The 26,674-nt window shown below is 65.5% G+C and carries 21 protein-coding genes; 11 read left to right on the top strand and 10 right to left on the bottom strand.

The window, feature by feature from the left end; translation table 11 throughout:
• Both CH289_RS26040 and CH289_RS26035 read right to left on the bottom strand, forming a co-directional pair.
• Complete coding sequence (locus CH289_RS26040) at nt 1–1,602, bottom strand: phospho-sugar mutase (protein ID WP_094728862.1); 1,602 nt, start codon at nt 1,600–1,602, stop codon at nt 1–3.
• A complete protein-coding gene (locus tag CH289_RS26035; RefSeq protein WP_033190495.1) occupies nt 1,599–2,432 on the bottom strand; it encodes a purine-nucleoside phosphorylase in 834 nt (277 codons plus the stop codon). Before CH289_RS26035 ends, CH289_RS26040 begins: the two co-directional genes overlap by 4 nt.
• A gap of 74 nt (nt 2,433–2,506) precedes the next feature.
• Here CH289_RS26035 and CH289_RS26030 point away from each other — a divergent pair, with 74 nt between their 5' ends.
• Genes CH289_RS26030 through CH289_RS26020 form a run of 3 tightly spaced genes read left to right on the top strand, consistent with a single transcriptional unit; the run spans nt 2,507 to nt 5,574 of the window.
• Nucleotides 2,507–3,214, top strand: coding sequence for an enoyl-CoA hydratase/isomerase family protein (locus tag CH289_RS26030; protein WP_094728860.1), 708 nt, complete (start codon nt 2,507–2,509; stop codon nt 3,212–3,214).
• A gap of 15 nt (nt 3,215–3,229) precedes the next feature.
• The gene (locus CH289_RS26025) at nt 3,230–4,399 is read left to right on the top strand and encodes a M20 family metallopeptidase (protein ID WP_094728858.1); all 1,170 of its coding nucleotides are present in this window, start codon (nt 3,230–3,232) and stop codon (nt 4,397–4,399) included.
• The gene (locus CH289_RS26020) at nt 4,396–5,574 is read left to right on the top strand and encodes a M20 family metallopeptidase (RefSeq protein ID WP_037142804.1); all 1,179 of its coding nucleotides are present in this window, start codon (nt 4,396–4,398) and stop codon (nt 5,572–5,574) included. The genes CH289_RS26025 and CH289_RS26020 overlap by 4 nt, the downstream gene beginning before the upstream one ends.
• A gap of 6 nt (nt 5,575–5,580) precedes the next feature.
• Here CH289_RS26020 and CH289_RS26015 read toward each other — a convergent pair whose 3' ends face one another.
• On the bottom strand, nt 5,581–6,042 hold the full coding sequence (locus CH289_RS26015; RefSeq protein ID WP_026347963.1) for a gamma-glutamylcyclotransferase: 462 nt from the start codon (nt 6,040–6,042) through the stop codon (nt 5,581–5,583).
• Nucleotides 6,043–6,212: 170 nt separating this feature from the next.
• On the opposite strand from CH289_RS26015, the gene CH289_RS26010 reads away from it, so the two are divergent.
• Nucleotides 6,213–7,619 carry an NAD(P)H-quinone dehydrogenase gene (locus CH289_RS26010; protein WP_020112169.1) on the top strand — a complete coding sequence of 469 codons (1,407 nt, stop codon included), beginning with the start codon at nt 6,213–6,215 and terminating at the stop codon, nt 7,617–7,619.
• Between the two features lie 139 nt (nt 7,620–7,758).
• Nucleotides 7,759–8,940: an aminotransferase-like domain-containing protein gene (locus CH289_RS26005; protein ID WP_094728856.1), complete on the top strand. Its 1,182-nt coding sequence runs from the start codon at nt 7,759–7,761 to the stop codon at nt 8,938–8,940.
• Here CH289_RS26005 and glpK read toward each other — a convergent pair.
• Entirely contained in the window at nt 8,925–10,430 is a 1,506-nt protein-coding gene (gene glpK, locus CH289_RS26000) for a glycerol kinase GlpK (protein ID WP_020112167.1), read from the bottom strand. The genes CH289_RS26005 and glpK overlap by 16 nt on opposite strands.
• Nucleotides 10,431–10,540: 110 nt before the next feature.
• On the opposite strand from glpK, the gene glpD reads away from it, so the two are divergent.
• Nucleotides 10,541–12,277 carry a glycerol-3-phosphate dehydrogenase gene (glpD, locus tag CH289_RS25995; RefSeq protein WP_027498881.1) on the top strand — a complete coding sequence of 579 codons (1,737 nt, stop codon included), beginning with the start codon at nt 10,541–10,543 and terminating at the stop codon, nt 12,275–12,277.
• 134 nt (nt 12,278–12,411) lie between these two features.
• Here glpD and CH289_RS25990 read toward each other — a convergent pair whose 3' ends face one another.
• Nucleotides 12,412–13,194 carry a DNA-formamidopyrimidine glycosylase family protein gene (locus CH289_RS25990; RefSeq protein ID WP_037142798.1) on the bottom strand — a complete coding sequence of 261 codons (783 nt, stop codon included), beginning with the start codon at nt 13,192–13,194 and terminating at the stop codon, nt 12,412–12,414.
• A 1-nt stretch (nt 13,195) separates the two neighbouring features.
• Nucleotides 13,196–17,737, bottom strand: a complete 4,542-nt coding sequence (locus CH289_RS25985) for an ATP-dependent helicase (RefSeq protein WP_094728854.1) — start codon at nt 17,735–17,737, stop codon at nt 13,196–13,198.
• A gap of 74 nt (nt 17,738–17,811) precedes the next feature.
• Between CH289_RS25985 and CH289_RS25980 the strand changes: the two genes are divergently transcribed.
• The 3 genes from CH289_RS25980 (at nt 17,812) to CH289_RS25970 (ending at nt 20,458) form a co-directional block, all read left to right on the top strand.
• Complete coding sequence (locus tag CH289_RS25980) at nt 17,812–18,063, top strand: hypothetical protein (RefSeq protein WP_019666186.1); 252 nt, start codon at nt 17,812–17,814, stop codon at nt 18,061–18,063.
• Between the two features lie 220 nt (nt 18,064–18,283).
• Nucleotides 18,284–18,799: a hypothetical protein gene (locus tag CH289_RS25975; RefSeq protein ID WP_371828941.1), complete on the top strand. Its 516-nt coding sequence runs from the start codon at nt 18,284–18,286 to the stop codon at nt 18,797–18,799.
• Between the two features lie 63 nt (nt 18,800–18,862).
• Nucleotides 18,863–20,458: a flotillin family protein gene (locus CH289_RS25970; protein WP_037181553.1), complete on the top strand. Its 1,596-nt coding sequence runs from the start codon at nt 18,863–18,865 to the stop codon at nt 20,456–20,458.
• Between the two features lie 75 nt (nt 20,459–20,533).
• Here the strand turns inward: CH289_RS25970 and CH289_RS25965 are convergent, their stop codons facing one another.
• Nucleotides 20,534–21,169: a hypothetical protein gene (locus CH289_RS25965; protein WP_094728852.1), complete on the bottom strand. Its 636-nt coding sequence runs from the start codon at nt 21,167–21,169 to the stop codon at nt 20,534–20,536.
• 160 nt (nt 21,170–21,329) lie between these two features.
• On the opposite strand from CH289_RS25965, the gene CH289_RS25960 reads away from it, so the two are divergent.
• The gene (locus CH289_RS25960) at nt 21,330–21,827 is read left to right on the top strand and encodes a DnaJ family domain-containing protein (protein ID WP_020112159.1); all 498 of its coding nucleotides are present in this window, start codon (nt 21,330–21,332) and stop codon (nt 21,825–21,827) included.
• Here the strand turns inward: CH289_RS25960 and CH289_RS25955 are convergent.
• On the bottom strand, nt 21,763–23,304 hold the full coding sequence (locus CH289_RS25955) for an NAD-dependent epimerase/dehydratase family protein (protein WP_020112158.1): 1,542 nt from the start codon (nt 23,302–23,304) through the stop codon (nt 21,763–21,765). The genes CH289_RS25960 and CH289_RS25955 overlap by 65 nt on opposite strands.
• Nucleotides 23,301–24,530, bottom strand: coding sequence for an aminotransferase class I/II-fold pyridoxal phosphate-dependent enzyme (locus tag CH289_RS25950; RefSeq protein ID WP_179276877.1), 1,230 nt, complete (start codon nt 24,528–24,530; stop codon nt 23,301–23,303). The genes CH289_RS25955 and CH289_RS25950 overlap by 4 nt, the downstream gene beginning before the upstream one ends.
• 290 nt (nt 24,531–24,820) lie before the next feature.
• On the opposite strand from CH289_RS25950, the gene CH289_RS25945 reads away from it, so the two are divergent.
• Entirely contained in the window at nt 24,821–25,954 is a 1,134-nt protein-coding gene (locus CH289_RS25945) for an acyl-CoA dehydrogenase family protein (protein ID WP_037142780.1), read from the top strand.
• A 36-nt stretch (nt 25,955–25,990) separates the two neighbouring features.
• Here CH289_RS25945 and CH289_RS25940 read toward each other — a convergent pair whose 3' ends face one another.
• Nucleotides 25,991–26,590 carry a hypothetical protein gene (locus CH289_RS25940; protein WP_019666178.1) on the bottom strand — a complete coding sequence of 200 codons (600 nt, stop codon included), beginning with the start codon at nt 26,588–26,590 and terminating at the stop codon, nt 25,991–25,993.
• Nucleotides 26,591–26,674: the final 84 nt, after the last annotated feature.

The raw sequence follows: 26,674 nt of genomic DNA, 5'->3' as shown, positions 1-26,674 counted from the left end.
TCACAGGTCCTGCGCGAAGGCCCTCAGTTCGTCGAGCGTCGCCTGCGCCCGGACTCGTGCATCCGCCAGTCCCTCGCGGGAGTCCACGGGTTCGACGACCTCGAGGTACGCCTTCACCTTGGGCTCCGTCCCGGACGGCCTGACGATGATGCGTACGCCTTGTCCGGCGAGCTCCACCGCGTCGGTGCGCAGCGCGCCTGCATTCTGCAGATAATCCGTGACGGTGAGTGGGCGAGGGCCCAAGTCGGTCGGTGGAGCGTGCCTCAGATCCGCCATCATCCGGGTGATCCGATCGGTGTCCTCGACTCGCTTGGACACCTGTGCGCCCGCGTGCACTCCGAACTCGACGGCGAGATCGTCGAGAGCGTCCAGGAGCGTGCGTCCGTTCTGCTTCAGCGTCGCAACGAGATCTGCCAGCATCACGGCAGCGGAGATTCCGTCCTTGTCGTTGACCGACTGTGGGTCGACGCAGTGCCCGATCGCTTCCTCGTAGGCGTACACCAGGCCGTCACCCGCACGGACGAGCCACTTGAATCCGGTGAGGGTTCGTGCGTAGCGCGCACCCCGGGCCGGTGCAAGTTTCGACAGCAACTGCGAGGAGACGATGGTGTTGGCCACCAACGAGTTCGGAGGTGCGTTGCTCAGGATGTGCTCCGCGAGCAGTGCACCGGTCTCGTCACCGCTGAGCATGCGCCACCCGTCGAGGCCCGGGACACCGATCGCGCAGCGATCCGCGTCCGGATCCAACGCGATCGCCAGATCTGCCTCGATCTCGTGGGCCAGCGCGAGCACGGCGTCGGCGGCGCCAGGCTCCTCCGGGTTGGGGAAGTCCACCGTCGGAAACTCGGGGTCTGGGTCGAATTGGCTTGTCACGAATGAGATGTCGCGGAATCCGGCGCTGCGTAACGCTGCGACCGCGACCTCGCCGCCGACGCCGTGCATCGGCGTCAGTGCGATGCGGATGCCGCGTTCGGTCGAACGTGCCAGGGGCGCAATCGTGTCGAGGTAGCGTGCGGTGACGTCGGAGCCACCGGAGAAGACGATGGTTCGTGGGACGTCGGCGGCGGGACCGACTGCGGCGATCTCCGCCTCGATCTCTTTGTCTGCGGGCGGAACCAACTGCGCGCCTCCACCGAGGTACACCTTGTATCCGTTGTCCGCGGCGGGATTGTGCGACGCCGTGATCTGGACGCCCAACTCGGCGTTCAGGGCTCGCACGGCGAACGCGAGGACGGGTGTCGGCAGTGGTCGGGGGAGCAGGACGACGTCGAAGCCCTGTGCTGCGAAAACCTCGGCGGCTGCCGTTGCGAAGGCATCGGAACCGTGTCGCGCATCGCGGCCGACGACGACCGTGCTTCCGTCGAGCTTCTGCTTGTGCAGCCACGCTGCGATTCCGGCGGACGTGCGGGTGACGACCGCGACGTTCATGCCGTTGGGGCCTGCACGCACTGCGCCTCGCAGTCCTGCAGTGCCGAAACTCAGTGGTGCCGAGAATCGTTCCGCGAGTTCGCTTTCCGGGAGCTCGGCCAGCTCTTCTCGGGTGGCAGGGTCGGGATCGGCGGCGATCCACGCCGCGACCTGCGCCTGAAGGTCGGAGGTCACAGTGCGCCGACCAGGCGGTGCAGCAGCTCGCCCATCCGCTCCGCCGACGCCTTCCCGGCTTCCAGTACTTCCTTGTGATCGAGGTGCTCGCCGGTCATTCCGGCTGCAAGGTTGGTCACGAGGGACACGCCGAGGACACGGGCGCCCAGCGCACGTGCGGCGATGGTCTCGTGCACCGTCGACATACCGACCAGGTCCGCACCGAGCGCTCGCAGCATCCTGATCTCGGCAGGAGTCTCGTAGTGCGGCCCTGGCAGGCCCGCGTAGACACCCTCCTCCAAGGTCGGATCGATGTCCTGGGCCAGGGCACGCAGCTCGGGCGAGTAGGCATCGACGAGGTCGACGAACTCTGCCCCGATCAGTGGGGATCGCGCCGTCAGATTCAGGTGATCGGAGATCAGCACGGGCTGTCCGACGCTCATGCCCTCGCGGATTCCGCCCGCGGCGTTGGTGAGAACCACCGTGCCGACACCCGTCGCGATGGCCGTGCGAATCGGGTGGACTACACGGCGGAGCTCGTGGCCCTCGTACGCATGGGTGCGTCCCTGCAGCAGCAGGGTGTCGGTGTCTCCGACCTTCACGGATGTGATGGTGCCCGAGTGCCCGGACGCCGACGGCGGGGCGAACCCGGGGAGGTCGCTCATCGACACCGTGGCGGTCGGTGCGCCGAATCGGTCGGCTGCGGCCTGCCACCCGGAGCCGAGCACGATCGCGACCGAGTGCGAGGCGACACCGGTCGCGTCGGCGATGGCCTGCGCAGCGCCGGCGGCGGCACCGGCCGGGTCGACCGTCGGGTCTGCAGTGCTGGAGTTCGAGTCAGAAGTTCCCACGGTTGACCACCCTAGGAGATGGGTGTCCCGTGGTTCTTGGACCATCGCATGTTACCGATGGGTAGGATTGCCGCATGCCATATCTCGAGCGCAACGGTGACGTCCACATTCTCTTCCTCGGCGACCAGGACGGTCCCGAGAACAACGAGAACCGCTTCCATCCCGACTGGATCGACCGTGTGCACGCACTGCTCGACGAGGTGGAGGCCGCGGAAGGCCTGGCGGCGCTGGTGACGACGGCGACCGGCAAGTTCTTCACCAACGGACTCGACACCGACTGGCTGTTCGCCAACCTCGACAAGATCACGTCCTACCTCGACCGCGTCCACACGCTCTACACACGGCTGTTGACCTTTCCGATGACGACGATCGCCGCGGTGCAGGGCCATGCGTTCGGCGCAGGTGCCATGTTGGCCACCGCGCACGATTTTCGGATCGTGCGGGCCGACCGAGGGTTCTACTGCCTTCCGGAGGTGAACCTGAACATGCCGTTCACGGTGGGCATGTCCGCCCTCGTCAACGGCCGGTTGCCGAAGCAGACCGCGGTCGAGGCCATGACGACAGGACGCCGCTACGGAGGTGCGGACGCGGTCGCGGCGGGGATCGCCGACGCCGCCGTCGACGAGGATCAGGTGCTGGTCGCTGCTGTCGAGCGGGCCGCCGCGTCGACGAGCACGCGGGGGAAGAACCTGGCGGGGATCAAGGCAGGGATCCACGCCGACGTCCTCGCAGCGTTGAACATTCCGACCGGTGAGAGCAACTTCAGCTTCGGAAACCAGTAGTGACAGACTGGTGCGGTGATCGATGAGACCGACAGCGGTGTCCACCGCGCCGCACCAGAGCTGCTCGCGCTGTCGCACTCGATTCATTCCGAGCCCGAGCTCGCGTTCGAGGAGCATCGAAGTGTCGCCAAACTGACCGATCTACTCGCCGCCCACGATTTCGAGATCGAACGCGGTGTGGCCGATCTTCCCACCGCATTCACGGCGACGTTCGGTAGCGGAGATTTGGTCATCGGCATCTGCGCGGAGTACGACGCACTCCCGGAGATCGGCCATGCGTGCGGACACAACATCATCGCCGCAGCCGCCGCGGGTGCAGCGGTGGCTCTTGCCCCGCTCGCCGACAGCCTCGGCATCACCGTGCGTCTTCTCGGCACTCCCGCCGAGGAGAGCGGCGGCGGCAAGGTGCTGATGCTCGAACGCGGGGTCTTCGACGGTGTCGGTGCGGCGCTGATGGTGCATCCCGGCCCGTTCGACATCGTCGGGGCGACATCGTTGGCGTTGTCGGACGTCGCGGTGACGTACACCGGGCGCGCGGCACACGCGTCGGCTGCCCCGGAGTGGGGAATCAACGCCGGTGACGCCGTCACCGTCGCGCAGGTCGCCGTCGGTCATCTGCGCCAACACCTGTCGCCGGGACAGCAACTGCACGGGATCGTCGGCGACGGTGGGCTGGCGCCCAACATCGTTCCCGGCCATGCCGAGCTTCTGTACTACCTGCGGGCGACGTCGTCGGAATCGCTTGCGGCTCTGACGCGCAAAGCGTTCGGCTGCTTCGAAGCGGGGGCTGTCGCCACAGGCTGTACTCACGAGATCCGCACCGTGTCACCGACGTACGAGGAACTGACCCCCGACCCGTGGCTGGTCGCGCAGTTCCGGCGCGAGGCCGAAGCGATCGGTCGTTCACCATTGGCACCCGAACTGGAAGGATTCCGCCCACTGGGCAGCACCGACATGGGAAATGTGACGAACGTTCTGCCGGGGATCCACCCGGTCATAGGCTTGGATTCGGCAGGTGCGGTGACGCATCAACCGGAGTTCGCGGCAGCCTGCATCACCGAGTCGGCGGATACCGCGGTGCTCGACGGAGCGCGGTTGCTCGCGCGAACAGCAGTGCGCGCGGCACAGGACCCGGCTGTGCGCGATCGCCTGCTCGACGGCGCGGAAGCGCGGGCGAGCAGATGACGATCGCGTCGACCGACGATCGGTTCGCCCTCGTCGACAAATGGATCCTCGACCACACCGACGAGCTGTCGGAGTGGCGTCGTCACATTCACGCCAACCCCGAGCTCGCTCGCCAGGAGTTCGCCACCACTGCGTTCGTCGTCCAGAAACTCGAAGCCGCCGGCCTGAGCCCGAAATTGTTGCCGGGCGGAACGGGACTGACGTGCGACATCGGACCCAGCGGCCCTCGCGTCGCGCTGCGCGCGGACATGGATGCGTTGCCGCTGCAGGAATTCACGGGCGCGTCGTACAGCTCGACGGTCCCCGGTGTGTCCCACGCCTGCGGACACGACGCCCACACGACGGTACTTCTCGGCACGGCGCTGGCGTTGGCGTCGCTGCCGGACCTGCCGTTCGGGATCAGGCTCATTTTCCAGCCCGCCGAGGAAGTCATGCCCGGTGGTGCCCTCGACGTGGTCGCCGCCGGCGGTCTCGACGGTGTGTCCAAGATCTTCGCACTGCACTGCGACCCGAGGCTCGAGGTCGGCAAGGTGGGAGTGCGCGTCGGCGCCATCACGTCCGCGGCCGACACCGTCGAACTACGCCTGGACTCCCCGGGCGGTCATACGTCCCGCCCGCATCTGACGGCGGATCTGGTGCACGCACTCGGAACCGTGATCACCGGCTTGCCCGGCATGCTCAGCAGGCGGATCGACCCGCGGACCAGCACGGTGATGGTGTGGGGCGCAGTTGTCGCGGGTCAGGCACCGAACGCGATCCCGCAGACAGGCATGCTCACCGGAACCGTCCGTACCGGCGATCACGAGACCTGGGCACTTCTCGAGCCACTGGTGACGGAAATCGTCGCGGGCTTGCTCGCCCCGACGGGCGTCCGATTCGAACTGAACTACCGGCGCGGGGTTCCGCCCGTGGTCAACGGACCCGAGGTGACGCGAACGTTCGAGAACGCCATCCGCAGGCTCGGGCCGACGGCGCTCGCGGACACGCCTCAATCCGGCGGAGGCGAGGATTTCTCCTGGTATCTGGAAGATATTCCGGGTGCCATGGCCAGGCTGGGAGTGTGGTCCGGCTCCGGACCCCAGCTCGACATTCACCAGCCGACGTTCGACCTGGACGAGCGCGCTCTCGGGGTGGGCGTCAAGGTACTGACCGGTATCGCCCTCGACCCCCACTGACGTGAGCTAGGGGGTGCCGGGGCCGACGTTCCGGCTGTTGCGCGTGCGGAGGTCTCGGACGTACTCGGCGGGCGCCCCGGCGATCTCCGCTGCCTCGGCCATGACCCCGAGGTAGCGCGCGGACGGCAGGCCTCCCTCGTAGGCGTCCAGCACATAGAGCCACGCGAGCACCGGCCCGTCCGCGGTGTCGACACGCAAGCGAACCTTGCGGTGGATGCCGAGCTCCGAGCCTTCCCACCGGTCCAGGCTCTGCTCGTCCTCGTCCGACACGTCGTAGAGCACGACGAAGACCTTCTCGTCTGCATCGGGTGCAACGGTGGCCAGCGCACCTTCCCAGCCGATATCGCCGCCACCGAACGTCAGGCGCCACCCATGCAACCATCCTGTTCCGGACAGCGGGGAGTGAGGGCAACGCTGCAACATCTGCTCCGGATGCATGTTCGATCCGTAGGCGGCATAGATTGGCACGTCGGCCAGCCTAAACCGTCGGCGTGCGGTCGGTCGCGGGCCGACCCCGGATCGTGGCATTCGTGCTGGTCGAGGCGAAGTGAAGTAATCCTTACCACTGCATGACGCGCGTCACTGGAATAGCCTCGATGTCAGCAACGAGGCTCCCCCAATCTTCAGAAAGAGGATCAATGACGACGCGGATCGTGATCATCGGTGGCGGACCCGCTGGGTACGAGGCAGCACTGGTGGCGGCGCAGCACGGGGGAACGGTGACGCTCGTCGACGCCGACGGGATCGGTGGTGCGTGTGTTCTGTGGGACTGTGTGCCGTCGAAGACCTTCATAGCGTCGACCGGCATCAGAACGGAGATGCGGCGCGCGAGCGATCTCGGCATCGCCCTCGACCCGTCGCAGGCGGCGATCGCTCTGCCGCAGATCCACGAGCGTGTGAAGTCGCTCGCGCAGGCGCAGTCCGCGGACATCGCCGCCCGTGTGCGATCGGTGGGCGTCGAGCTCATCTCGGGTCGAGGTGAGCTGATCGACTCGAAGGTGGGAATGGCCGCGCATCAGATTCGCGCGACGCTCGCCGACGGGTCCGAGCGGATCCTCGACGCCGACGTCGTACTCATCTCGACGGGGGCGAGCCCGCGCATCCTGAAGGGCGCCGAGCCCGACGGTGAGCGCATTCTCAATTGGCGTCAGCTCTACGATCTCGATGCACTTCCCGAGCACCTCATCGTCGTCGGCTCCGGTGTGACCGGTGCCGAGTTCGTCTCGGCGTACACGGAGATGGGCGTGAAGGTCACCGCCGTGTCCAGCCGTGATCGTGTGTTGCCGCACGAGGACGAGGATGCAGCGCTGGTGCTCGAGGACGCGTTCAACGAGAGGGGCGTCACCCTCGTCAAGCATGCCCGCGCGGATTCGGTGGAGCGCACCGACAACGGTGTCATCGTGAAACTGGCCGACGGACGCACGGTCGAGGGATCCCACGCTCTGATGACGGTCGGTTCGGTTCCCAACACCTCCGGGCTGGGGCTGGAGAACGTGGGGATCGAGCTCGACAAGGGTGGTTACCTGCGCGTCGACCGCGTCTCTCGTACGTCCGTGGCCGGTATCTACGCCGCAGGCGACTGCACCGGATTGCTGCCTCTGGCCTCGGTCGCGGCGATGCAGGGCCGCATCGCGATGTACCACGCTCTCGGTGAGGGCGTCACGCCGATCAAGCTGAAAACCGTTGCCTCGGCGGTGTTCACGCGTCCCGAGATCGCGTCGGTGGGCGTCAGTCAGTCCTCGATCGACAAGGGTGAGGTGCCGGCCCGGACCGTCATGCTTCCCCTGGCAACCAATCCGCGGGCCAAGATGTCCGGCCTCAAGCGTGGTTTCGTCAAGATCTTCTGCCGCCCCGCGACGGGTGTGGTCATCGGCGGCGTCGTCGTCGCCCCGACGGCATCGGAACTGATCCTGCCGATCGCGATGGCCGTGCAGAACAACCTGTCCGTGGGCGATCTCGCTGCGACGTTCTCGGTGTACCCGTCGCTGACCGGATCGATCACCGAAGCTGCTCGTCAGCTCATGCGGCACGACGACCTGGACTAGCTGCTGTCTCGAAATGTGAGATCCGCATTTCATATTTTGATTTGTCATGACATAGTGGAGGAGCCGACCACCATCCGGCTCCTCCACACCCCAGTCGATCCTCGGGTTCTTTCAGACGCATCCGACACGGGGAGATCTCATGACTTCTACCCTTCCGACCCTGGCACGCCGACTCGACACCGTGCACAGTTCCGCCATTCGTGATCTTCTCGCGCTCACCGCGCGAGGTGACGTGATCAGCATGGCGGGCGGGCTACCGGCCACGGAATTGATTCCGCTGCAACGGATTCGCGACGCCGCGCACTACGTTTTGGCCGAGACTGCGTCGGTCCAGTACGGCGAGACCTCCGGCGTTCGCGGGCTCCGAGACATCGTTGCCGCCCGCGAATCGGCCGCGATCGGACGCAGAATCGACGCGTCCGAGGTCGTCGTGACGCACGGTTCGCAGCAGGCTCTGACGCTGGTCGCGCAAGCAGTGGTCGACCCGGGGGCAGTCGTCGTCGTGGACGAACCCGCCTACACCGGTGCCCTGCAGGTCTTCTCGATTGCCGGCGCCGACGTCCGTGCGGTTCCGATCGACAACGAGGGCATGGACGTCACAGCGTTGGAACGGCTGCTGGCAGAAGGGCTTCGGCCGGCCCTCGTCCATACCGTCAGCAACTTCCACAACCCGCGGGGAGTGACGATGTCGGCCGATCGCCGACGCGCACTCGCCGAACTGGCCGAACGGTACGGCTTCTGGATTCTCGAGGACGACCCGTACGGGGAGATCTGGTTCGACGCACAGCCTCCGGCACCGATCGCGTCGCACTCGGACCGCGTCATCAGACTGTCGAGCGCGTCGAAAATTCTGGCGCCCGCGCTGCGGGTGGGGTGGTTGGTCGCGCCGAAACCCCTGTGCGACGCCGTCGAGCTGCTCAAGCAGGGCGCGGACCTGTGCGGATCGTCGATGACGCAGCAGATTGCGGCACGGCTCCTCAGCGACTCACCGTGGTTGACCGCGCACCTGGACACGTTGAGGGCCGAGTACGGCAGCCGCGCAGCCGCGTTGCATCGTGCTCTCACCACCACGTTCGGTGACGCCATGTCGGTGTCGCCTGCGGACGGCGGCATGTTCGTGTGGGCGACGCTGAACGACGGTACCGACGCGACGGCTCTGCTTCCGCGAGCGCTCGATCACGGCGTCGCGTTCGTCCCGGGTAGAGCCTTCGCGGACGACAGGGTGTACGAAGGCGCCATGCGGTTGTGCTTCGCCAGCGCCGAACCCGACGTTCTACACGAGGCCGTGCGCAGGTTGGCGTCGGCTCACGCGCTGTCGTAGGTGCGCTCGACCGCTCGATTCCACCGGGCGTACATCTCGTCACGAACGGTGGGGTCGAGGTCGGGCTCCCACGTCTTGTCGTCCGACCAGTTGGCGCGGATGTCGTCCTCGCCACTCCAGTAGTCGACGGCGAGCCCGGCAGCGTATGCCGCACCCAGTGCGGTGGTTTCGTTGACGACGGGGCGCACGACGGGAACGCCGAGTATGTCCGACTGGAACTGCATCAGCAGTTCGTTGACGACCATCCCGCCGTCGACCTTGAGCGTGGTCAGTTCCACGTCGGAATCGGCGCGCATCGCGTCGATCACTTCCCTGGTCTGAAACGCTGTGGCTTCCAATGCTGCTCGTGCGATGTGGCCCTTGTTGGCGAATCTGGTCAGTCCCGAGATCACGCCGCGGGCGTCGGGGCGCCAGCGCGGCGCGAACAGCCCGGAGAACGCAGGCACGAAGTAGACGCCGCCGTTGTCGTCGACGGTGCCCGCCAGGTCTTCGATGTCCTTCGCGTTCTTGATGATTCCGAGGTTGTCACGTAGCCACTGGACGAGCGAGCCGGTGACGGCCACGGAACCCTCCAACGCGTAGACGGTGTCCTTGTCTCCCAGCTTGTAACAGACGGTGGTGAGAAGTCCGTGCTCGCTGCGCACGGGCGTGGTTCCGGTGTTGAGCAGTAGGAAATTTCCGGTTCCGTAGGTGTTCTTCGCTTCACCGGGCTCGAGGCACGCCTGGCCGAACGTGGCGGCTTGCTGGTCGCCGAGGATGCCGGCGATCGGTACTCCGGCAAGCACTCCTTTCGGGCGTACCTCGCCGTAGATCTCCGACGAGGTGCGGATCTCCGGGAGCATCGAGACGGGAATGTCGAAGTCTGCGCAGATGTCCTCGCGCCACTGCAACGTCTCGAGGTCCATCAGCAACGTGCGTGAGGCGTTGGTGACGTCGGTGACGTGGATTCCGCCGTCGGTGCCTCCGGTCAGGTTCCACAGGACCCAGGAATCCATCGTGCCGAAGCACAACTCACCGGCCTCGGCGCGCTCACGGACGCCGTCGACGTTGTCCAGGATCCACCGAACCTTCGGCCCGGCGAAGTACGTGGAGAGGGGGAGTCCGGTGATGTGTTGATATCGGTCCGTTCCCTCGTCACCGGCCAACCGGGTGCACAGCTCGTCGGTTCGAGTGTCCTGCCACACGATCGCGTTGTACACCGGCTTTCCCGTCGCGCGGTCCCACACCAGAGTCGTCTCACGCTGATTGGTGATGCCGACCGCGGCGATGTTCTCTGCTTTGACGTCGGCGTTGCCGAGCGCCGCGCCGACCACCTCGCGTACGTTGACCCAGATCTCCTCGGCGTCGTGTTCGACCCAGCCCGCCCGGGGGAAGATCTGCTCGTGCTCCTTCTGTGCCGACCCCACGGGCTTCCCGTCGTGGCCGAAGATGATGCACCGGCTCGAGGTCGTTCCTTGGTCGATCGAAGCGATGAAGGTGTCGGAGGTCACGTCTCTCCTTACGTAGGTGCGATGCACAGGGCGGGTACTCGCCTCGAACGGTAGCCTTGATTCGGCGCCGACAGACGGACAAACGAACCATCCACGTGGGGAGCGAGCTCTTGAGCAACCGATCGAACACCACCTTCCTTGGTCCGCAGGCACGTGAAGACGCGTGGCAGGCTCTCGGTTCGGAACAGTTCGACGTGGTCGTGGTCGGCGGTGGAGTCGTCGGCGCGGGCGCTGCACTCGACGCCGCGACGCGCGGCCTGAAGGTAGCGCTCGTCGAGGCACGCGACTTCGCGTCGGGCACGTCGAGTCGATCGTCGAAGATGTTCCACGGTGGCCTTCGCTACCTCGAGCAGCTCGAGTTCGGCCTGGTGCGCGAGGCGCTGCACGAGCGTGAGCTGTCGCTGTCGACGCTCGCGCCGCATTTGGTGAAGCCGCTGAAATTTCTCTTTCCGTTGACACATCGCGTGTGGGAACGCCCGTACATCGCGGCCGGAATCTTCCTCTACGACACCATGGGCGGCGCCAAATCCGTTCCGGCGCAGAAGCATCTGACTCGTTCCGGTGCGTTGCGGATGGCTCCCGGCATGAAGCGCAAGTCCTTGATCGGTGGGATTCGCTACTACGACACCGTCGTCGACGACGCACGCCACACCATGAGCGTCGCGCGCACCGCAGCTCACTACGGCGCCGTCGTGCGTACGTCCACCCAGGTCGTCGGCTTCCTGCGTGAAGCCGACCGAGTGTCCGGTGTGCGCGTGCGCGATTCGGAGAACGGTGCGACGACGGAGGTGCGTGGCCACGTCGTCATCAACGCCACCGGTGTGTGGACCGACGAGATCCAGGCGTTGTCCTCGCAGCGAGGACGCTTCCGCGTGCGCGCGTCGAAAGGCGTGCACATCGTGGTTCCGCGCGACCGCATCGTCAGCGAGGCCGCGATCATTCTGCGCACGGAGAAGTCCGTGCTGTTCATCATTCCGTGGGGTGCACACTGGATCATCGGGACGACGGACACGGACTGGAAGCTGGATCTGGCGCACCCGGCAGCAACCAAAGCGGACATCGACTACATCCTCGGTGAAGTCAACTCGGTGTTGGTCACTCCGTTGACGCACGAGGACATCGACGGTGTCTACGCCGGACTTCGTCCGCTGCTGGCAGGGGAGAGCGACGAGACCTCGAAACTGTCCCGTGAGCATGCGGTCGCGCGCGTCGCGCCCGGACTCGTCGCGATCGCGGGCGGAAAGTACACGACGTATCGCGTCATGGCGGAGGATGCCGTCGACCTCGCCGCCGACGACATTCCGGCGCGGGTCGCGTCGTCGATCACCGAGAAGGTGCCGCTGGTCGGCGCCGACGGATACTTCGCGCTCGTCAACCAGACCCATCACCTCGCGGAGATGTACGGACTCCACCCGTACCGGGTGACGCATCTGCTGGACCGCTACGGCTCTTTGATCGACGAGGTGCTCGAACTGGCCAAGGACAAGCCGGAACTGCTGCAGCCGATCACCGACGCGCCCAGTTACCTCCAGGTCGAGGCCGTGTACGCTGCGGCAGCCGAGGGGGCACTTCACCTCGAGGACATCCTGTCTCGGCGAACGCGCATATCCATCGAGTACTCGCACCGCGGCGTCAACTGCGCCGGTCAGGTCGCGGCACTCGTCGCACCCATCCTCGGTTGGGACGACGCAACCGTGGACCGTGAGGTGGAGACCTACACCGCTCGCGTCGAAGCCGAGGTCAAGTCTCAGATGCAGCCCGACGACGAATCGGCCGACGCCCTGCGCGTCGTAGCTCCCGAGGCGCGCCAGGAAATCCTGGAGCCGGTACAGCCACTGACGAAGTGACGCTCACCGTCGCTCCGGGGTCCGAACGAGGCTCCGGGGCGCACGGGATGCCACGGCACCGGACACCGCCATCACGGTCAGGGTGAGAATTGCCAGGAAGATCATGACTCGATGGTGAGAGTCGAACCTGTGGATCAGCTGGGACGAGGCTGGCAATACGGGCACGAATAGATCTGGCGTTCCTCGAGCGGATTGTCTCCCAACAACCCGAATTCGACGGTGGTGCTGCATCGTCTGCAGGGCTTGTTCTCTCGTCCGTACACCCAGAAGTGGCGCCCCGCTCGGCGGTCACCGGTGGTGACTCGCTGGTTGCGGTCTTTGTTCGCCATGATGGTGCGGAAGGAGAGGTCGACGAATTTGGCTATGCTCCCTGCGTCCTTCACCGGTGTGCGCGGATCGACGCCGCGAAGGAAACAGATCTCGTTGCGGTAGACGTTGCCGAGCCCGGCAAGGTTGCGTTGATCGAGGAGAGCGAGACCGATGGGGCGTTCGGGATCCGATTCCAGATTTCGTACGGCCAGTGCCGCGTCCCAGTCCGGCCCCAGGAGATCCGGGCCGAGGTACCCGACGGCGTCGTTCGCGTCCTCGACGATGTCGAGCACACCCAGCTCGAAGCCGACGGCCTGCGACGTGTCCGTGGTCAGGATGATCCGAGCTTGAAACGCCGGACGACGCCACCGCTGGCCCGATTCGTAGACCTGCCAGGTTCCTTCCATCTTGAGGTGACTGTGGATCCAATGATCGTCTACCCCGATCAGCAGGTGCTTACCTCGCGACTGCACCGAGTGCACGGTCTGGCCGGTGAAATCGACTGTGGCGTAACGCGGAACACGGATGTCGCAGCCGGTGAGTTCCTTGCCTTCCAGTGCGGTGCGCAGTCTGTTGGCCGAGCGGTACACGGTGTCGCCTTCGGGCACGTCAGTTCCTCAACCGTAGGCCGCGAGGGGTGGCGGAGAATCCTGCGTCCGTCAGCATTCGGGAGAAGCCGGTGCCGTGAATTTCTTGCCCGTCGACGCGTTCGACGAGCAATTTGTCGACCCCGCCGCGCTTGACGACCTCGGCGAGCGCACCGGCGGCAGCAGCCGTCACCGCATCGTCGTCGGAGAAGGTGAGAACGGTTTTGCCGCCGCGCTCCACGTACAACGCGAGCTCGCCCTCGTGCAGAACGACCAGCGCGCCTGCCTTGCGACCCGGTCGATGTCCCGGTCCATCTTCGCCCGTGTCGCGTTTGGGCCACGTCAGCGCCGCGCCGTACGGGTTGGCAGGATCGCAGGCGGCGAGCACCAGCGCGCCTGTCTTCTCTCGCTCCTCGTAACTGCGCAGTCGGTCCACCACCTCGGATGTGGAGAACTGAGCACCACCGAGGGTGTCCACGAAGTAACCGCGCCTGCTACGTCCGGAGTCCTCGAAGGTGGTCAGCACCTTGTACATCGTCGCGAATCCCCCGGGCACACCTTCGTTCATGACCGCACCTCGCGTGACGACGCCGTATCGCTCGAGCAGTACGTCCGCGGTGGCGTGCGCGCGAATGGTCGCATCGGGTTCGATCTCGGGGACGCGTGACCACCTGCCGCCCGCAGTGGGCGGACCGGTGCGGGTCGGTAACGACGGCCGCTCGAACCGTCGGTACGACCGCAGCCGTGGGGTCCTCCGCGGGGAGCGATGGCTGGGGGCTGCTCGCGTCGTCGAGTTCAGCAGTGCCCGCAGCGGCGCGAACGTGTCGTTGCCGATTCGGCCCGCCCACACCAACTCCCACAGCGCTGCATGCAGACTGTCGTCGTCCGTGCTTCCGACGGTGTCGGAGAGTTGCCGGAAGAAGTAAGCGCCACCGGCAGCGACGGCGTCGAGTATCGAGATCTGTAGTTCGGAGAGATCCGATTCCGCAGGAGGAGCCAAGGTCAGGGGAGCGGTGTCCGCCATGTGCAGGCATACCCATCCGTCCTTGGACGTGATGGACCCGTGGCCGGACCACAGAACCTCACCGGTCGAGGTCAACTCGTCGAGCATTGCGGGCGAGTAGTCCCGTACACGGGAGGACAGCACCAGCGACTCCCACGCGGAGGCTGGAATGGGCACTCCGGCAAGCTGCTCGACGACCGCCGCGACTCCGTCGATTCCGGAGAGCTGCCTGCTCTGCACGTGCTGCCACGCAGGGAGGAAACGGCCGAGGGTGGCGGTGGCGACGGGCTCCACTTCCTGGCGCGCCGCGGCGAGGGACCGCCGCCGCAGGCGGCGCAGGACTTCGGCGTCGCACCACTCCGATCCTGCTCGGTCTGGACGGAATTCACCTTCGATGATCCGTTTGTCGGCGGCGAGCCCCGCCAGAGATGCTCGCGCGACAGCGATTCCGAGGCCGAACCTCTCGGCGAGGTCGTCCACCGAGAACGGTCCGTGGGTGCGCGCGTACCGGCTGACCAGGTCGGTCAGGGGGTCGTCGACCGGTTCGATGAACGCGGCGGGCGTCCCGATGGGAAGGGGCACACCGAGTGCGTCGCGCAGCCTGCTGGCGTCCTCGATGGCCACCCACCAGGACGTGCCGGCGAACGTGACCTCCATGGCGCGCTTCGCGGAGACCAACTCTGCCAACCACATCGGCGATTCCTCGCCGTTCGTTCGGGCAGCCACCTCGTCGGTGGTCAGCGGCCCGAGCATCCTGAGGAGGTCTGCGACACCCTCGATGTCCTTGGCACGACGGTCCTCGGCGAGGCGTTGCAGCTCCAGTTCCGTCGTCTCGATGACGGCCTGATCGAGGAGCTCGCGCAGCTCCACACGTCCGAGCAGTTCCGCGAGCAGCGTCGAGTCGAGGGACAGGGCTTGGGCACGGCGTTCCGCGAGGGGGCTGTCGCCCTCGTACATGAACGCCCCGACATAGTTGAACAGCAACGAATTCGCGAACGGAGACGGGGTCGGGGTCTCGATCTCGACGATGCGAATCTGACGCCGTCCGATCTGCGCGAGAATGTCCTCGAGCGCGGGCAGATCGTAGACATCTTGCAGGCACTCACGGACCGTCTCGAGCAGAATGGGGAACGTCGGGTACTTCCGCGCCACATCGAGCAGTTGCGCCGAACGTTGCCGTTGCTGCCACAGCGGTGCGCGCTTGCCGGGATTGCGACGCGGCAGCAACAGTGCACGAGCGGCGCATTCGCGAAAGCGTGATGCGAAGAGCGCCGATCCACCGACCTGTTCGGTGACGACGTCGGCGATCTCGTCTTTCTCGAACACGAACAGATCCGCGCCGGGCGGCGTGTCCTCGGTGTCGGGGAGCCGGACGATGATGCCGTCGTCGGACGCAGTGGGTGCCGCGTCGATTCCGTATCTCTCGATCAGCCGTGCTCCGATCGCCAGTGCCCACGGTGCGTGCACTTGCTGCCCGTAGGTCGAGTGCAGCACCAGACGCCAGTCTCCGAGCTCGTCCCGGAACCGCTCCACGATCATTGTTCGGTCGGTGGGCAACTGCCCGGTCGCTTCCTTCTGATCGTCCAGCAATGCAACGAGATTGGTCACGGCGTTGGGGTCGAGGCCGTCACCGGCGAGACGCTGTTCGAGATTTTCTCGCTCGGACGTACTACGCAGGAACTCGCCCAGGGCGCGGCCCAGCTCGGCGGGACGCCCGAGTCCGTCGCCGTGCCAGAACGGCAGTCGTCCGGGTTGACCGTATGCAGGGCTGACGAGGACCCGGTCGTGAGTGATCTCTTCTATCCGCCAACTGGTCGCACCGAGCGCGAAGACGTCCCCGACACGGGATTCGTACACCATCTCCTCGTCGAGTTCGCCGACACGCGACGCCTTCTCGCCCACCATGTACACCGTGAACAAGCCGCGGTCCGGGATGGAGCCACCGGAGGTGACGGCGAGGCGTTGCGCGCCGGGCCTGCCCGTCAGCGTGTTCGCGTCACGGTCCCACACGAGGCGAGGGCGAAGCTCGGCGAACTCGTCCGACGGGTACCGACCGGACAACAGGTCGAGGGTCGACTCGTACGCAGACCGGGGCAGAGTGGCGAAGCTCCCGGTCCGACGCACCGCGTCGTACCAGTCGTGTGCATCGATGGGCTCGAGCGCGCACGCCGCCACCGTCTGCTGCGCCAGAATGTCCAGCGGATTCGCGGGAACGAACAGTGCCTCGATCTTGCCCGTCGTCATCCGCTCGACGATCACCGCACAATGAATCAAGTCGGTTCGGTGCTTGGGGAACAGCACTCCCTTGGAGATTTCACCCACCTGGTGACCCGCACGCCCCACGCGCTGCAGACCGCTCGCGACCGAGGGCGGTGCTTCGACCTGGATGACCAGATCCACCGCGCCCATGTCGATTCCGAGCTCGAGGCTGCTGGTCGCCACGACGCACCGCAGGCGTCCGGTCTTCAGATCGTCCTCGATGAGGGCGCGCTGATCTTTGCTCACGCTGCCGTGATGCGCACGTGCCAGCAGCGGTTCGGCACCGTGGCCCACGTCGCTGGAGCTACCGACGAGAGACGCGGGGCCGTGGGCGCTGTCGACCCCGTCGCCGAGACGGTCGGCATAGATCTCGTTGAGGCGAGCGGTGAGACGCTCGGCCAGGCGTCGGGAATTGGCGAACACGATGCACGACTTGTGGTCGAGAACCAAGTCCACGACCTTCTCCTCGACGTGCGGCCAGATCGATCCGTGCTGCGGCGCAGCCGAGGCATCACCTTCCGCTGTCTCCACGACACCTAGTTCCGTCATGTCCTCGACCGGGACCTGAACCGTGAGATCGAACGTCTTCGGTGACGGGGGAGCAACGATCTCGATGGGGGCGGCGCCGGTGAGGAACCGTCCGACCTCCTCGTGGGGCCGCACCGTCGCCGACAGCCCGATCCGCTGCGCGGGTGTGCCGAGCAGCAGATCCAGACGCTCCAGGGACAACGCGAGGTGCGAGCCACGCTTGCTGCCGGCGACTGCATGGACCTCGTCGACGATGACCGTCTCGACCGAGTCGAGAGATTCTCTGGCCGCGGAGGTGAGCATCAGGAACAGAGACTCGGGGGTCGTGATCAATATGTCCGGCGGAGTCTTCAGCATGGCCCGACGATCTGCCTGACTGGTGTCACCGGAGCGGACTCCGACCGAGATGTCCGGTGGCTCGAGGCCCAGCCGTTTGGCCGTCTGTGTCACCCCGACGAGCGGCGCGCGGAGGTTTCTCTCCACGTCGACGGCCAATGCCTTGAGCGGCGAGATGTACAGAACCGTCGTCTTGCGCTCCGCAGGCACGTCACGGACCGTGAGCTGATCGATGGACCACAGGAACGCGGACAGGGTCTTACCCGAGCCGGTCGGAGCGACGACAAGAGTGTGCCGACCACTGGAAATAGCCTCCCAGGCACCCGCCTGCGCGGCCGTGGGGGCGTCGAACGCGCCGGTGAACCACTCCTGTGTGGCGGGAGAGAACTTGGCCAGCGCCGGGTCGACCTGGTGCGCGTTGGTTCTCTTGCCGGCCATCCCACCATGATGCCCCGTGGTACCGACAAACAATCACAGGTGTAGGACCGTCCTCTCATGGGTACGGGGTACCGATGACCGACGACCAAGAGATCATGCAGAAGATTTCCGCAAAGCTCGACGCTCGTCTCGGTGAGAAGACGAACGGCTTGCAGAACGAAGTACCGCCGGGTTCCAGCATTCAGCGCGACGACGAGGACGGTGAGCGGGGCCCACTCGGCCGGGATTACCACTTGGCCAGCAAGTACGCGCAGGCCTTCGCCATCGGTGAGCCCCAGCTGGTGGACCGCGACGAGTTCGATCGTCTCGTCGCCGAGTACGGCTGACCACTCACCGAGGCCACGTCGGCCGCTGCCCGTTCTTCTCACAACACCGCCGTGTGTTCACAACCGTCATGACGATTGTGAACACACGGCGGTGTTGTATCCATGTGGGGCCACCCGCCGCCGTCAGATCACGATACGAGACCGATTCCCCCGTTACGGCCGGATTCCCTTTACTATTCGTTGGACCGACTCGGGGAGTGGAGTTCTTCAATTGTTGACCGTGTTCATCGTGTGTTTCGTCGTGGGCGTCGTCGGGCTGGCGGGAACGTTCACCGTCGGCGAGGTCTCGGATCTCGGTGACAGTCACGGCGACGGTGTGCCGTTCCTGTCGCTGACGACGATCGCGACGGCGCTGTTCGGTTTCGGCGCGGCCGGATGGATCTCGGCGCTCACCGAACTGCCCGACCCGATTGCAGCGCTCGTCGGCATCGCGGTGGCGGCGGGTCTCGTGATCGTGACGCGAGGGCTATTGATTCCGTACATGCTTCGGCAGCAGGACAATTCGCACATCGGGCGAGCATCGTACATCGGGCTGCTCGGCACCGTCACGCTGGACGTCACGGCGGACGGATGGGGCGAGGTGTCGTTCGCGGACGGTGAAGGCAATCGCGTCGGCGCACGGGCTGTCAGTTCGGGCAAGGTCGCACTCCCGCGAGGCGTCACCGTCTACATCGCCGATGTGGACGACACCTACCTCCACGTCGTTGCCGTCGACGACGTCGTGGGCGGTCGATGATCGGAAAGACCTGCACGGTGGGGGCTTTCGACTACAAGCAGAGTTCGTGAGGGGTACTGATACATGCTGACAACAATCGTGATCGCGGCGATCGTCGCGCTGATCGTCTTCGTCGTGCTGCCGACGGTGTACGTCAAGAACTACATCAAGGTTCCGCCCAACGAGGTCGCGGTGTTCACCGGTCGAGGCAAGCCCAAGGTGGTGCGCGGTGGTGCCCGATTCAAGGTGCCGGGCATCGAACGAGTGGACATCATGTCCCTCGAACCGTTCAACATCAGCATCAACCTGCAGAACGCACTGTCCAACGACGGTGTCCCGGTCAACGTCGAAGCAGTGGGCCTGGTGCGTATCGGCTCGGCCGACGAAGCGGTTCAGACTGCGGTGCAACGCTTCCTGACGTCCGACCTGACGGAACTGCAGCGTCAGATCAACGACATCCTCGCCGGTAGCCTACGAGGGATCACCGCGACGATGACCGTCGAGGACCTGAACTCCAACCGCGACACGTTGGCGCGCAGCGTCATCGACGAGGCAGGGAACGACCTCGCGCGCATCGGCATGGAAGTCGACGTCATCAAGATCGCCGGGATCTCCGACAAGAACGGCTATCTCGAATCTCTCGGACAACGTCGAATCGCCGAGGTCAAGCGTGACGCAGCGGTCGGAACCGCGGATGCCGAGCGCGACGCTCAGATTCGTTCGGCCAAGGCACGCCAGGAAGGTTCGGTGGCGCAGGCCGAGGCGGACACGGCCATCGCGACCGCGAATCAGCGTCGTGACGTCGAGTTGGCACGCCTCCGTGCGCAGACCGAAGCGGAGAACGCCGAGGCGGACCAGGCGGGACCACTTGCCCAGGCCACCGCGGCGAAAGCCGTCGGCATTGCGCGGGAGCAAGCCGAAGCCGCCCGGGTCGAGGCGCGCACCGAAGTGGAACGTCGTCGCTCGCAGCAATCGGAAGCAGCACTGCAGGCGGACGTCATCGCCCCCGCCGAAGCCGAACGCCAGGCCGCGATCGCGCGGGCCGAAGGTGAGCGGCGAGCCGCAATTCTCCGCGCGGAAGCGCAGGCCGAATCGGCGCGTCAGTCAGGAGCGGCACAAGCGGACTCGCGCAAACTCGTCGCAGATGCCGTGCGTTCGGAGCAGCAAGCCGACGCCGACGGTCTGCGGGCGAAACTGGAAGCAGAGGCGGAAGGTCGCAAGGTCGCAGCGGATGCGCTGCGCGCCGAGCAGCAAGCAGAGGCCGACGGTCTGCGGGCCAAGCTGGAAGCGGAAGCGGCTGGCAAGCGTCAGATCGCCGAGGCGCTCAATTCCTACACGCCGCAGGCTGCTCGGTTGCTCACGCTCCCCGACGTGCTGGCTGCTCTCGTCGAGGCGACGGCGGCAGCGGCGAAGCCGGTGGGCGACATCGACCGCATCTCGATCATCGGCGGCGCCGACGGCGCGAAGGGATCCATCGGTTCACTGCTCGGCATCAGCCCGCAGGTCATCGCGGGCGTCATCGAGACGTTGGAAAGCTCGGGCGTCAACGTCACCGGTCTGCTCAACAACCTCGACGGCAAGAACAAACTGGCAGGTAGCGACAACCTGGCAAGCAGTGACAACCAGGACGAGGACGCGGCCACCTCGAACGGAGTGGCGCACCCCGAGTCGATCAGCTGACACACGACGAAGGGCCCCACGGACTTCAAGTCCTGTGGGGCCCTTCGGTTGTCGAATCGGTGTATCGGTCGCGGCTCAGGGCCTGCCGGTGAAGTAGTCGAACGCGGCCGACTGCAGAGGGTAACCTCCGGTGTTGATCAGGCCGATCACTCCACCTGCGGCGGCACCGATGAGGACACCGGGGATGCACCCGACGAACACCCCGACGACGCAACCGATGACCAGACCGATTCCGGCACCGATGGCGGCACTGACTCCGGCGCCGAACGATGCCTTGTTCAGCTCGTCGAGGAAGCGCCCCTGCGAGTTCACGTCGGTGACAGGCAGGACCGAGCGCGCCACCGGGGTGGCGAACGCTGGATCGGTCTCGGGCGTGAGGGTCAGTTCACGGTCGTCGACGCCGATGAGAGGCGCGATGGAGAACTCCTGGTCGCCGACGCGGTAGGCGAGGGGGATCGTCGCGACGGACGTGCCGGCGGCGTCGAGGACCTCGACGGTCTCCGAGGTCGCGTCGAGTCGGAAGGATCCGGTGTCGAGGATCGTCGTCACGGCTTTGCCGTCCTCGGTGGTGGTGGTGCTGTAGGCGATGCCCTGGTCGGTGCCCGTCACCAGTGGTGCAGGCTCTGCGTGGGCAGTGCCCGTGGCGACAGCCAGCGCCGAGACGGCGATGACAGCTGTCACCGTTGTTCGTGCAACTCGAGCGAACTTCATGAGACTCCCCGTGGTCCGAAGTGAACGATCCCCCTGAGGTCGACGACGGCGCCGGCCTGGATCGACGTGAGTACCCTAGCGGAATACGGGCGTTTCCGGCAGTGAGGATGTCCAGCGGTGGAACGGCGGTGCAGCAGTGGTGGAACGGAAGAAGCCAGGGGTGACGTTCGAGTCCTTCGTGGACCGGCAGATTCGCGAGGCGCAGGAGCGGGGCGAGTTCGAGAATCTCGAGGGGGCGGGTAAGCCGTTGCCCAGTTCGGCTCACGACGATCTGTGGTGGGTGAAAGGGTTCTTGAAGCGGGAGAACCTGTCGACGGACGCGTTGCTGCCCGAGTCTCTGCAGTTACGCAAGGAGATCGAGAAACTTCCGGTCACGTTGATCGAGCTGCGTCAGGAGTCGTCGGTTCGAGAAGCGTTGCAGGACCTCAATGCGCGTGTCGTGGCGTGGATCCGGATGCCGTCGCCGCCTCTGGTGCCGATCGGCCCGGTCGACGTCGAGGACTGGGTGGCGCAGTGGAAGCAGAACCGCGCAGCCGCGGACGCCGATGCACGCGAGGCACTGTCGTCGCGGAAGGCGAGCGGAGCCGCCGGATCTACCGCGCCGACGAGTGGGCGCGTGAGCTGGTGGGTTCGGCTGCTCCACCGACGAGATCGATGACCTCGGCGACGGATGTCGCGGTGGTCGTCCTGGTCTTGGTACGCCCCCGGAGTGTGTGCGCGCGGACACGACGGGGAAGTAGTCCATCGGCCGGATTGACGGGGTGGTGCCGCCGGAGTCCGCGCAATGTCTGCTTCGGCGGGGGCGCGTGATCGCCGATGTCGACGACGGTGACGGCCGATCCGAAGGTCAGTCGCGCGTAGTCGGCTGCATCGGCGACGGCGTCGTCGAATTCCGCAGCAGTGACGCGTCCTCGCGGCCCCGTGCTGAGCCCGTGACCCGGTAGGTCGAGCAGGATGGTCGTGACGCCGGCGTGCGCCAGTTCCTGGCCTACGGGTGTGAGGTAGCGGGCATGCAGTCCAGGGCGCACGGGCACGACAACCGTCGGACCCTGGGCCGAGCTTCGGTGCAGTTCGACGTGAAGCCGACCCGAGGGTGTCGTGATCGACACGTGCTCACCGCCCACGGTTCCGACGAACCTCGACGCCGGTTCCAGTGCGGCCTCGCAGGCGTCGTGGCTTGTCAGCGCATGCTCGGCGCCGAGAATCGGCTTGCCCTGCAGCAGAACCATGACGGCGGCGCACTCGTGCGAGGTGAGAGTGGGTGTCCAGCCGGTCTTCTCGCTCAACGCAGTGGAGTCGACGACGGGCTCGCCCGCAGTGACCCACTGGCCGGAGAACGGGGTGAGTCCGAGTCGGAACGCAAGATTCGCGGCCGCCACGGCGGGTTTCTCGGGTACGTCGAACAGGATCTGGCCCTGCATACGTGCGAGTTCGCGGACCGGCGTCCAGTCGCGGGGACCGACGTTGTAGGGGCCGATCAGGTCCTGCTTGGCGGCGCGGTGGAAGGCGTCGGCGAGGTCGTTCTGGTGCAGGAACTGGTAGCTGGCCCGGTCCGCCTGTGGGAACGCACCGACCCGGCCGGTGAATTGATCGATGCCGTCGTTGGCGAAGTCCGGACCGATGATGTATGTCGGTCGCAACATGGATACCGCCATCTCGCCGGGGTGGCGGCGGAGCCACCACTCCGCGTAGTGCTCCACCTCCGCCTTGTCGTGAAAGTAGTACCTGTCGGGATCGCCGGCGGGGTAGTGACTTTCGTCGAGGGGCTCGTCGTGAATGTCCGCACCGTACGCATTGATACTCGAGGCGATCACGAGCCTGCCCACCCCTGCGGCGTACGCGGAATCGAGAACGTTCCGTGAGCCGCGTTGGTTGATGTCGTGTGTCTCGGTCTTGTCGCGTAATTCTTCGACGACGAAGGCCAGATGGATGACGACGTCGCTGCCTCGAAGAATCTCTTCGAGTCCGGGTGACCTTATGTCGGCACGTACCGATTCGAGTTTGGGATGCTGCATGCGGAGCGGACGCCGAGCGATCCCGACGACGGAGTCGACGTCGTCGTCGGCGAGCAGGGCAGGCAGGATCGCCGCGGCGAAATCGCTCGTTGCGCCCGTGACGGCAATGCGAAGGGTCACGAGGGCAACTCCGCGACCGTCTCCGCGATGGTGGCGATGGCGGTTCGGATCTGTTCGTCGGTGTGGGAGGCCATCACGCAGAGTCGGAGCAGCGCACCGTTGCGGGGAACGGCAGGATGCAGGGCCGCCGAGGTGAATACTCCCTTGTCGAACAGTTGGCGCCAGAGATTCATGGCGGACAGGTCGTCCCCGATGTGCAGCGAGACGATCGGTGACGCGGTGTCTCCTCCCGGTATCGGGGACCTGGCGCCGACGTCGAGTCCTTCGGCAGCGAGTCCACTGCGCAAGGCTTCGGCGTGTTCCAACACTCGACGCGCTCGCTGACGTCCTTCCTCGCTCCTGATCAGCTTGATCGACGCGAGGGACGCGCCGACTGCGGCGGGCACACCCGATGTCGTGAACAGGAATGCTCTCGCGTGTATACGAAGACTGTCGAGGAGATCGTGGGATCCTGCGATGAAGCCCCCGGTGGAGCTGGGGCTCTTGGACAGAGATGCCATTCTGATATCGGTGTCGCCTGCGGTGCCGAACAATTCCGCAGCGCCGGTGAGACTTTCGCCGTAGATACCGAGGCTGTGGGCCTCGTCGACCATCAACGCGGCACCGTACTTCGTGCACAGAGCGGTCACCTGGTCCAGAGGCGCCACGTCACCTTCCATCGAGTACAGGCCGTCGACGATGACCAGGACGGCGCCGTCGCCGACGACGGGTCCCTGCAGTTGGAGTTCGAGGTCGGCCATGTCGTTGTGAGCGAACTTGCGGATGGTTGCTCCGGACAATTGGCTTCCGTCGCGGATGGACGCATGTGCGGCGGAGTCGACCACGATCACGTCGCCCTTGCCCACGACGGCGGCGATGGTCCCGAGGTTCGTCTGGTAACCGGTGGTGAACACCATCGCGTCCTCGGTGCCGTGCCATTCCTTGATCTCGTTCTCGAGCTCGAGGTGTATGTCCATGGTGCCGTTGAGCAGTCGGCTGCCGGTGATGGCCGAGCCGAAGGTGTCGAGTGCGTCCTGCGCGCCCTGCGTGATGTCCGGATGGTCGGCGAGCCCCAGGTAGTTGTTGGAGCCCAGCATGATCTTGTCCTTGCCTTCCACCTGGACGATGGGCGCGGTGGCGGACTCCATGACGCGGAAGTACGGGCTCACGTCGGATTCGCGCACGGCGCGGAGGAGGTCGACTCGGTCGTCGCCGTCGAGTCGTTTGATCAATCGGTTGACGGTCATCGCTGCAGGTTCTCCTGACACAGGGTGGGTTTGGAGTCGGTCGTCGAACGATGGTCGCGAATTCGAGAAGTGATTCGGCTCCATGGGATGGGCAGGATTGGTTCGAATCAAACAAATTTTTATTACTCCAGGTGGGAGGCCATAACAAACTCATCGCCCAGTTTCGAAAAGGGGGGAAGTTTACCTACTCTTGGATGTTTTGCCTGGTAGAACGGTGGGTAGTGAGCACGAGGTTGCGAATTCGATTCACCTTTGTCTGCCATGCGAATTTCAAATTGTTAGGGAGAGTCATGACTGCATTGATGGTTCGAGAACGTGAAATTCTGGAACAATACATTCCGGGTTTACTGGATTATCTGGACCGCACGCCACTGAAAGACCTCGAAAGCAGGGACGGCGAAGCAATCGCCAAATTCAAGGAGTTCGGCGGCACCTCGCTCATCGTTCCCACGGAGCTGGGCGGCAGCGGCGCCTCCGCGCTCGACGCCGTGCGCGCACAGCGGGCGATCGGATCGAGATCTCCGTCGCTCGGAGCGGCGACGACCATGCACCATCTGTCGATCGCGTCGCTCAACGAGTTCGCCACGGGAGCCAGCGAAGAAGATCGTGCGCTGATGAAATCGCTCATCGAGCAGAAGGCCGTGATCGCGTCGGGGTTCTCGGAAGGCACCCCGGGGGGCAGCGTCTTCATTCCCACGATGAAGGCGAAGCGGGTGGGCGACGTGTACGTGATCAACGGAAGCAAGAAGCCCTGCAGCCTGTCCGGTTCGATGGATCTGTTGACGGCCAGCGTCGAGGTCGAAGGTGTCGGCGCGAAGGACGGCGAACGCGCAGTTGCCTTGATCCCCGCGTCGCTCGACGGAGTGTCCGTCACGAAGTTCTGGGAGACACCGTTCCTCGAAGGCTCGCAGAGCGACGAGGTCGTTCTCCGCGATGTCGAGGTACCGGCGGATCTGGTGCTGCTCAACAGCGACGACGACCCGGACGGTGTCCACGAGATGACCGGGTACCTGTGGTTCGGGATGTTGATCAGCGCCAACTACCTCGGGGCGGCGACGATGCTGTTGGAGAAGATGCTTGCGCAGGACAAGGGTGACTACGAGGGTTACACCCGAGCCGCGGCGGAGATCGAGAACAGCATCGCGGCGATCGAGAGCGTGGCACGTGCCGTCGACGACGGTGAGCGAGGCCAGGACATCTCCGCGCGACTGCTGTTCTGCCGCATAGCTATTCGGGATGCGCTGGTTCGGGCGAGTTCGACGGCGATGGAATCCCTCGGCGGAATCGGATTCATCACCTCGCCCGACATCGGGTACCTCGCAGCTGCGTTGCAGGCATACGCGTTTCACCCGCCGTCCAGGCGCTCCATCTCCGAGACCCTCGCGAAGTACCACGGTGGTGACGAGTTCGCGTTCGTCAAGTAGTCCCGGAGTGATCGAGTCGAGGAGGGCCGCGGACGCTCAGTCGCGGCCTTCCTCTTCGTCGAGTCGATCCTGGCCTCGGTTGCGGAAGAACTTGAACCCGGGTATCCCGATCACTGCGCGACGGACATCCTTTGTCACGCCGAGCAATTCGTGGATCTCCGGTGCGACGGAATCGAGGGTGGCCAGGATGGGTATGACGGCTTCCATGTGCTCGACGAGCCCGGGGAGTTGGTCGACCATGGCGATGGCCGCATCGACTTCGTTCTCGTCGAGGTGGTCGACGAACTTCTTCGCGAACGGCGCGGAGCGCTGCGCTATCGGGTCGAACAGTTCGACCAGCTGCAGTGCCGTCACCGACGCCTTGGACGCAGAGTCGACCACACCTTCCGCCGAACGGGTGGTCGTCGCGGCCTCGGCGACGACAAGCTCGGCAGCGTCGACGACGGCGTCGATTCGGGCCATCAGTGCCGTCACCTCGTCGAGAAGCGCCTCGATCCGGCCGGGAAGCCCCAGTGCGAAGACGGCAGTGTCCCGGGTCCACCGCACCCCGTACCGCACCACGTCGAGTCCGATCCTCGCAGCGACGAGGCCGCCGGCAGGATCGGGAAGCCGCACGCCTGCGAGCACCAACGCCATGTGTCAAACAATGCCACACCACCTCTGTCCACCAACGCACACCGCGCCCGGCAGTGCGGCGCCGAGCACACCTTCGGCACAACT

It is taken from the genome of Rhodococcus sp. RS1C4 (assembly GCF_002258225.1).
GTDB lineage: Bacteria > Actinomycetota > Actinomycetes > Mycobacteriales > Mycobacteriaceae > Rhodococcoides > Rhodococcoides fascians_E.
This window is presented reverse-complemented; position numbering and strand designations above follow the sequence as displayed.

What these genes read in the sequence shown, in the direction of transcription:
- CH289_RS25950 (WP_179276877.1), bottom strand. Translation starts at nt 24,530, where the DNA reads ATGACCGTCAACCGATTGATCAAACGACTCGACGGCGACGACCGAGTC.
- CH289_RS25965 (WP_094728852.1), bottom strand. Translation starts at nt 21,169, where the DNA reads ATGAAGTTCGCTCGAGTTGCACGAACAACGGTGACAGCTGTCATCGCC.
- CH289_RS26030 (WP_094728860.1), top strand. Translation starts at nt 2,507, where the DNA reads ATGCCATATCTCGAGCGCAACGGTGACGTCCACATTCTCTTCCTCGGC.
- CH289_RS25970 (WP_037181553.1), top strand. Translation starts at nt 18,863, where the DNA reads ATGCTGACAACAATCGTGATCGCGGCGATCGTCGCGCTGATCGTCTTC.
- CH289_RS26020 (WP_037142804.1), top strand. Translation starts at nt 4,396, where the DNA reads ATGACGATCGCGTCGACCGACGATCGGTTCGCCCTCGTCGACAAATGG.
- CH289_RS26005 (WP_094728856.1), top strand. Translation starts at nt 7,759, where the DNA reads ATGACTTCTACCCTTCCGACCCTGGCACGCCGACTCGACACCGTGCAC.
- CH289_RS25940 (WP_019666178.1), bottom strand. Translation starts at nt 26,590, where the DNA reads ATGGCGTTGGTGCTCGCAGGCGTGCGGCTTCCCGATCCTGCCGGCGGC.
- CH289_RS25985 (WP_094728854.1), bottom strand. Translation starts at nt 17,737, where the DNA reads ATGGCCGGCAAGAGAACCAACGCGCACCAGGTCGACCCGGCGCTGGCC.
- CH289_RS25945 (WP_037142780.1), top strand. Translation starts at nt 24,821, where the DNA reads ATGACTGCATTGATGGTTCGAGAACGTGAAATTCTGGAACAATACATT.
- CH289_RS25980 (WP_019666186.1), top strand. Translation starts at nt 17,812, where the DNA reads ATGACCGACGACCAAGAGATCATGCAGAAGATTTCCGCAAAGCTCGAC.
- CH289_RS26010 (WP_020112169.1), top strand. Translation starts at nt 6,213, where the DNA reads ATGACGACGCGGATCGTGATCATCGGTGGCGGACCCGCTGGGTACGAG.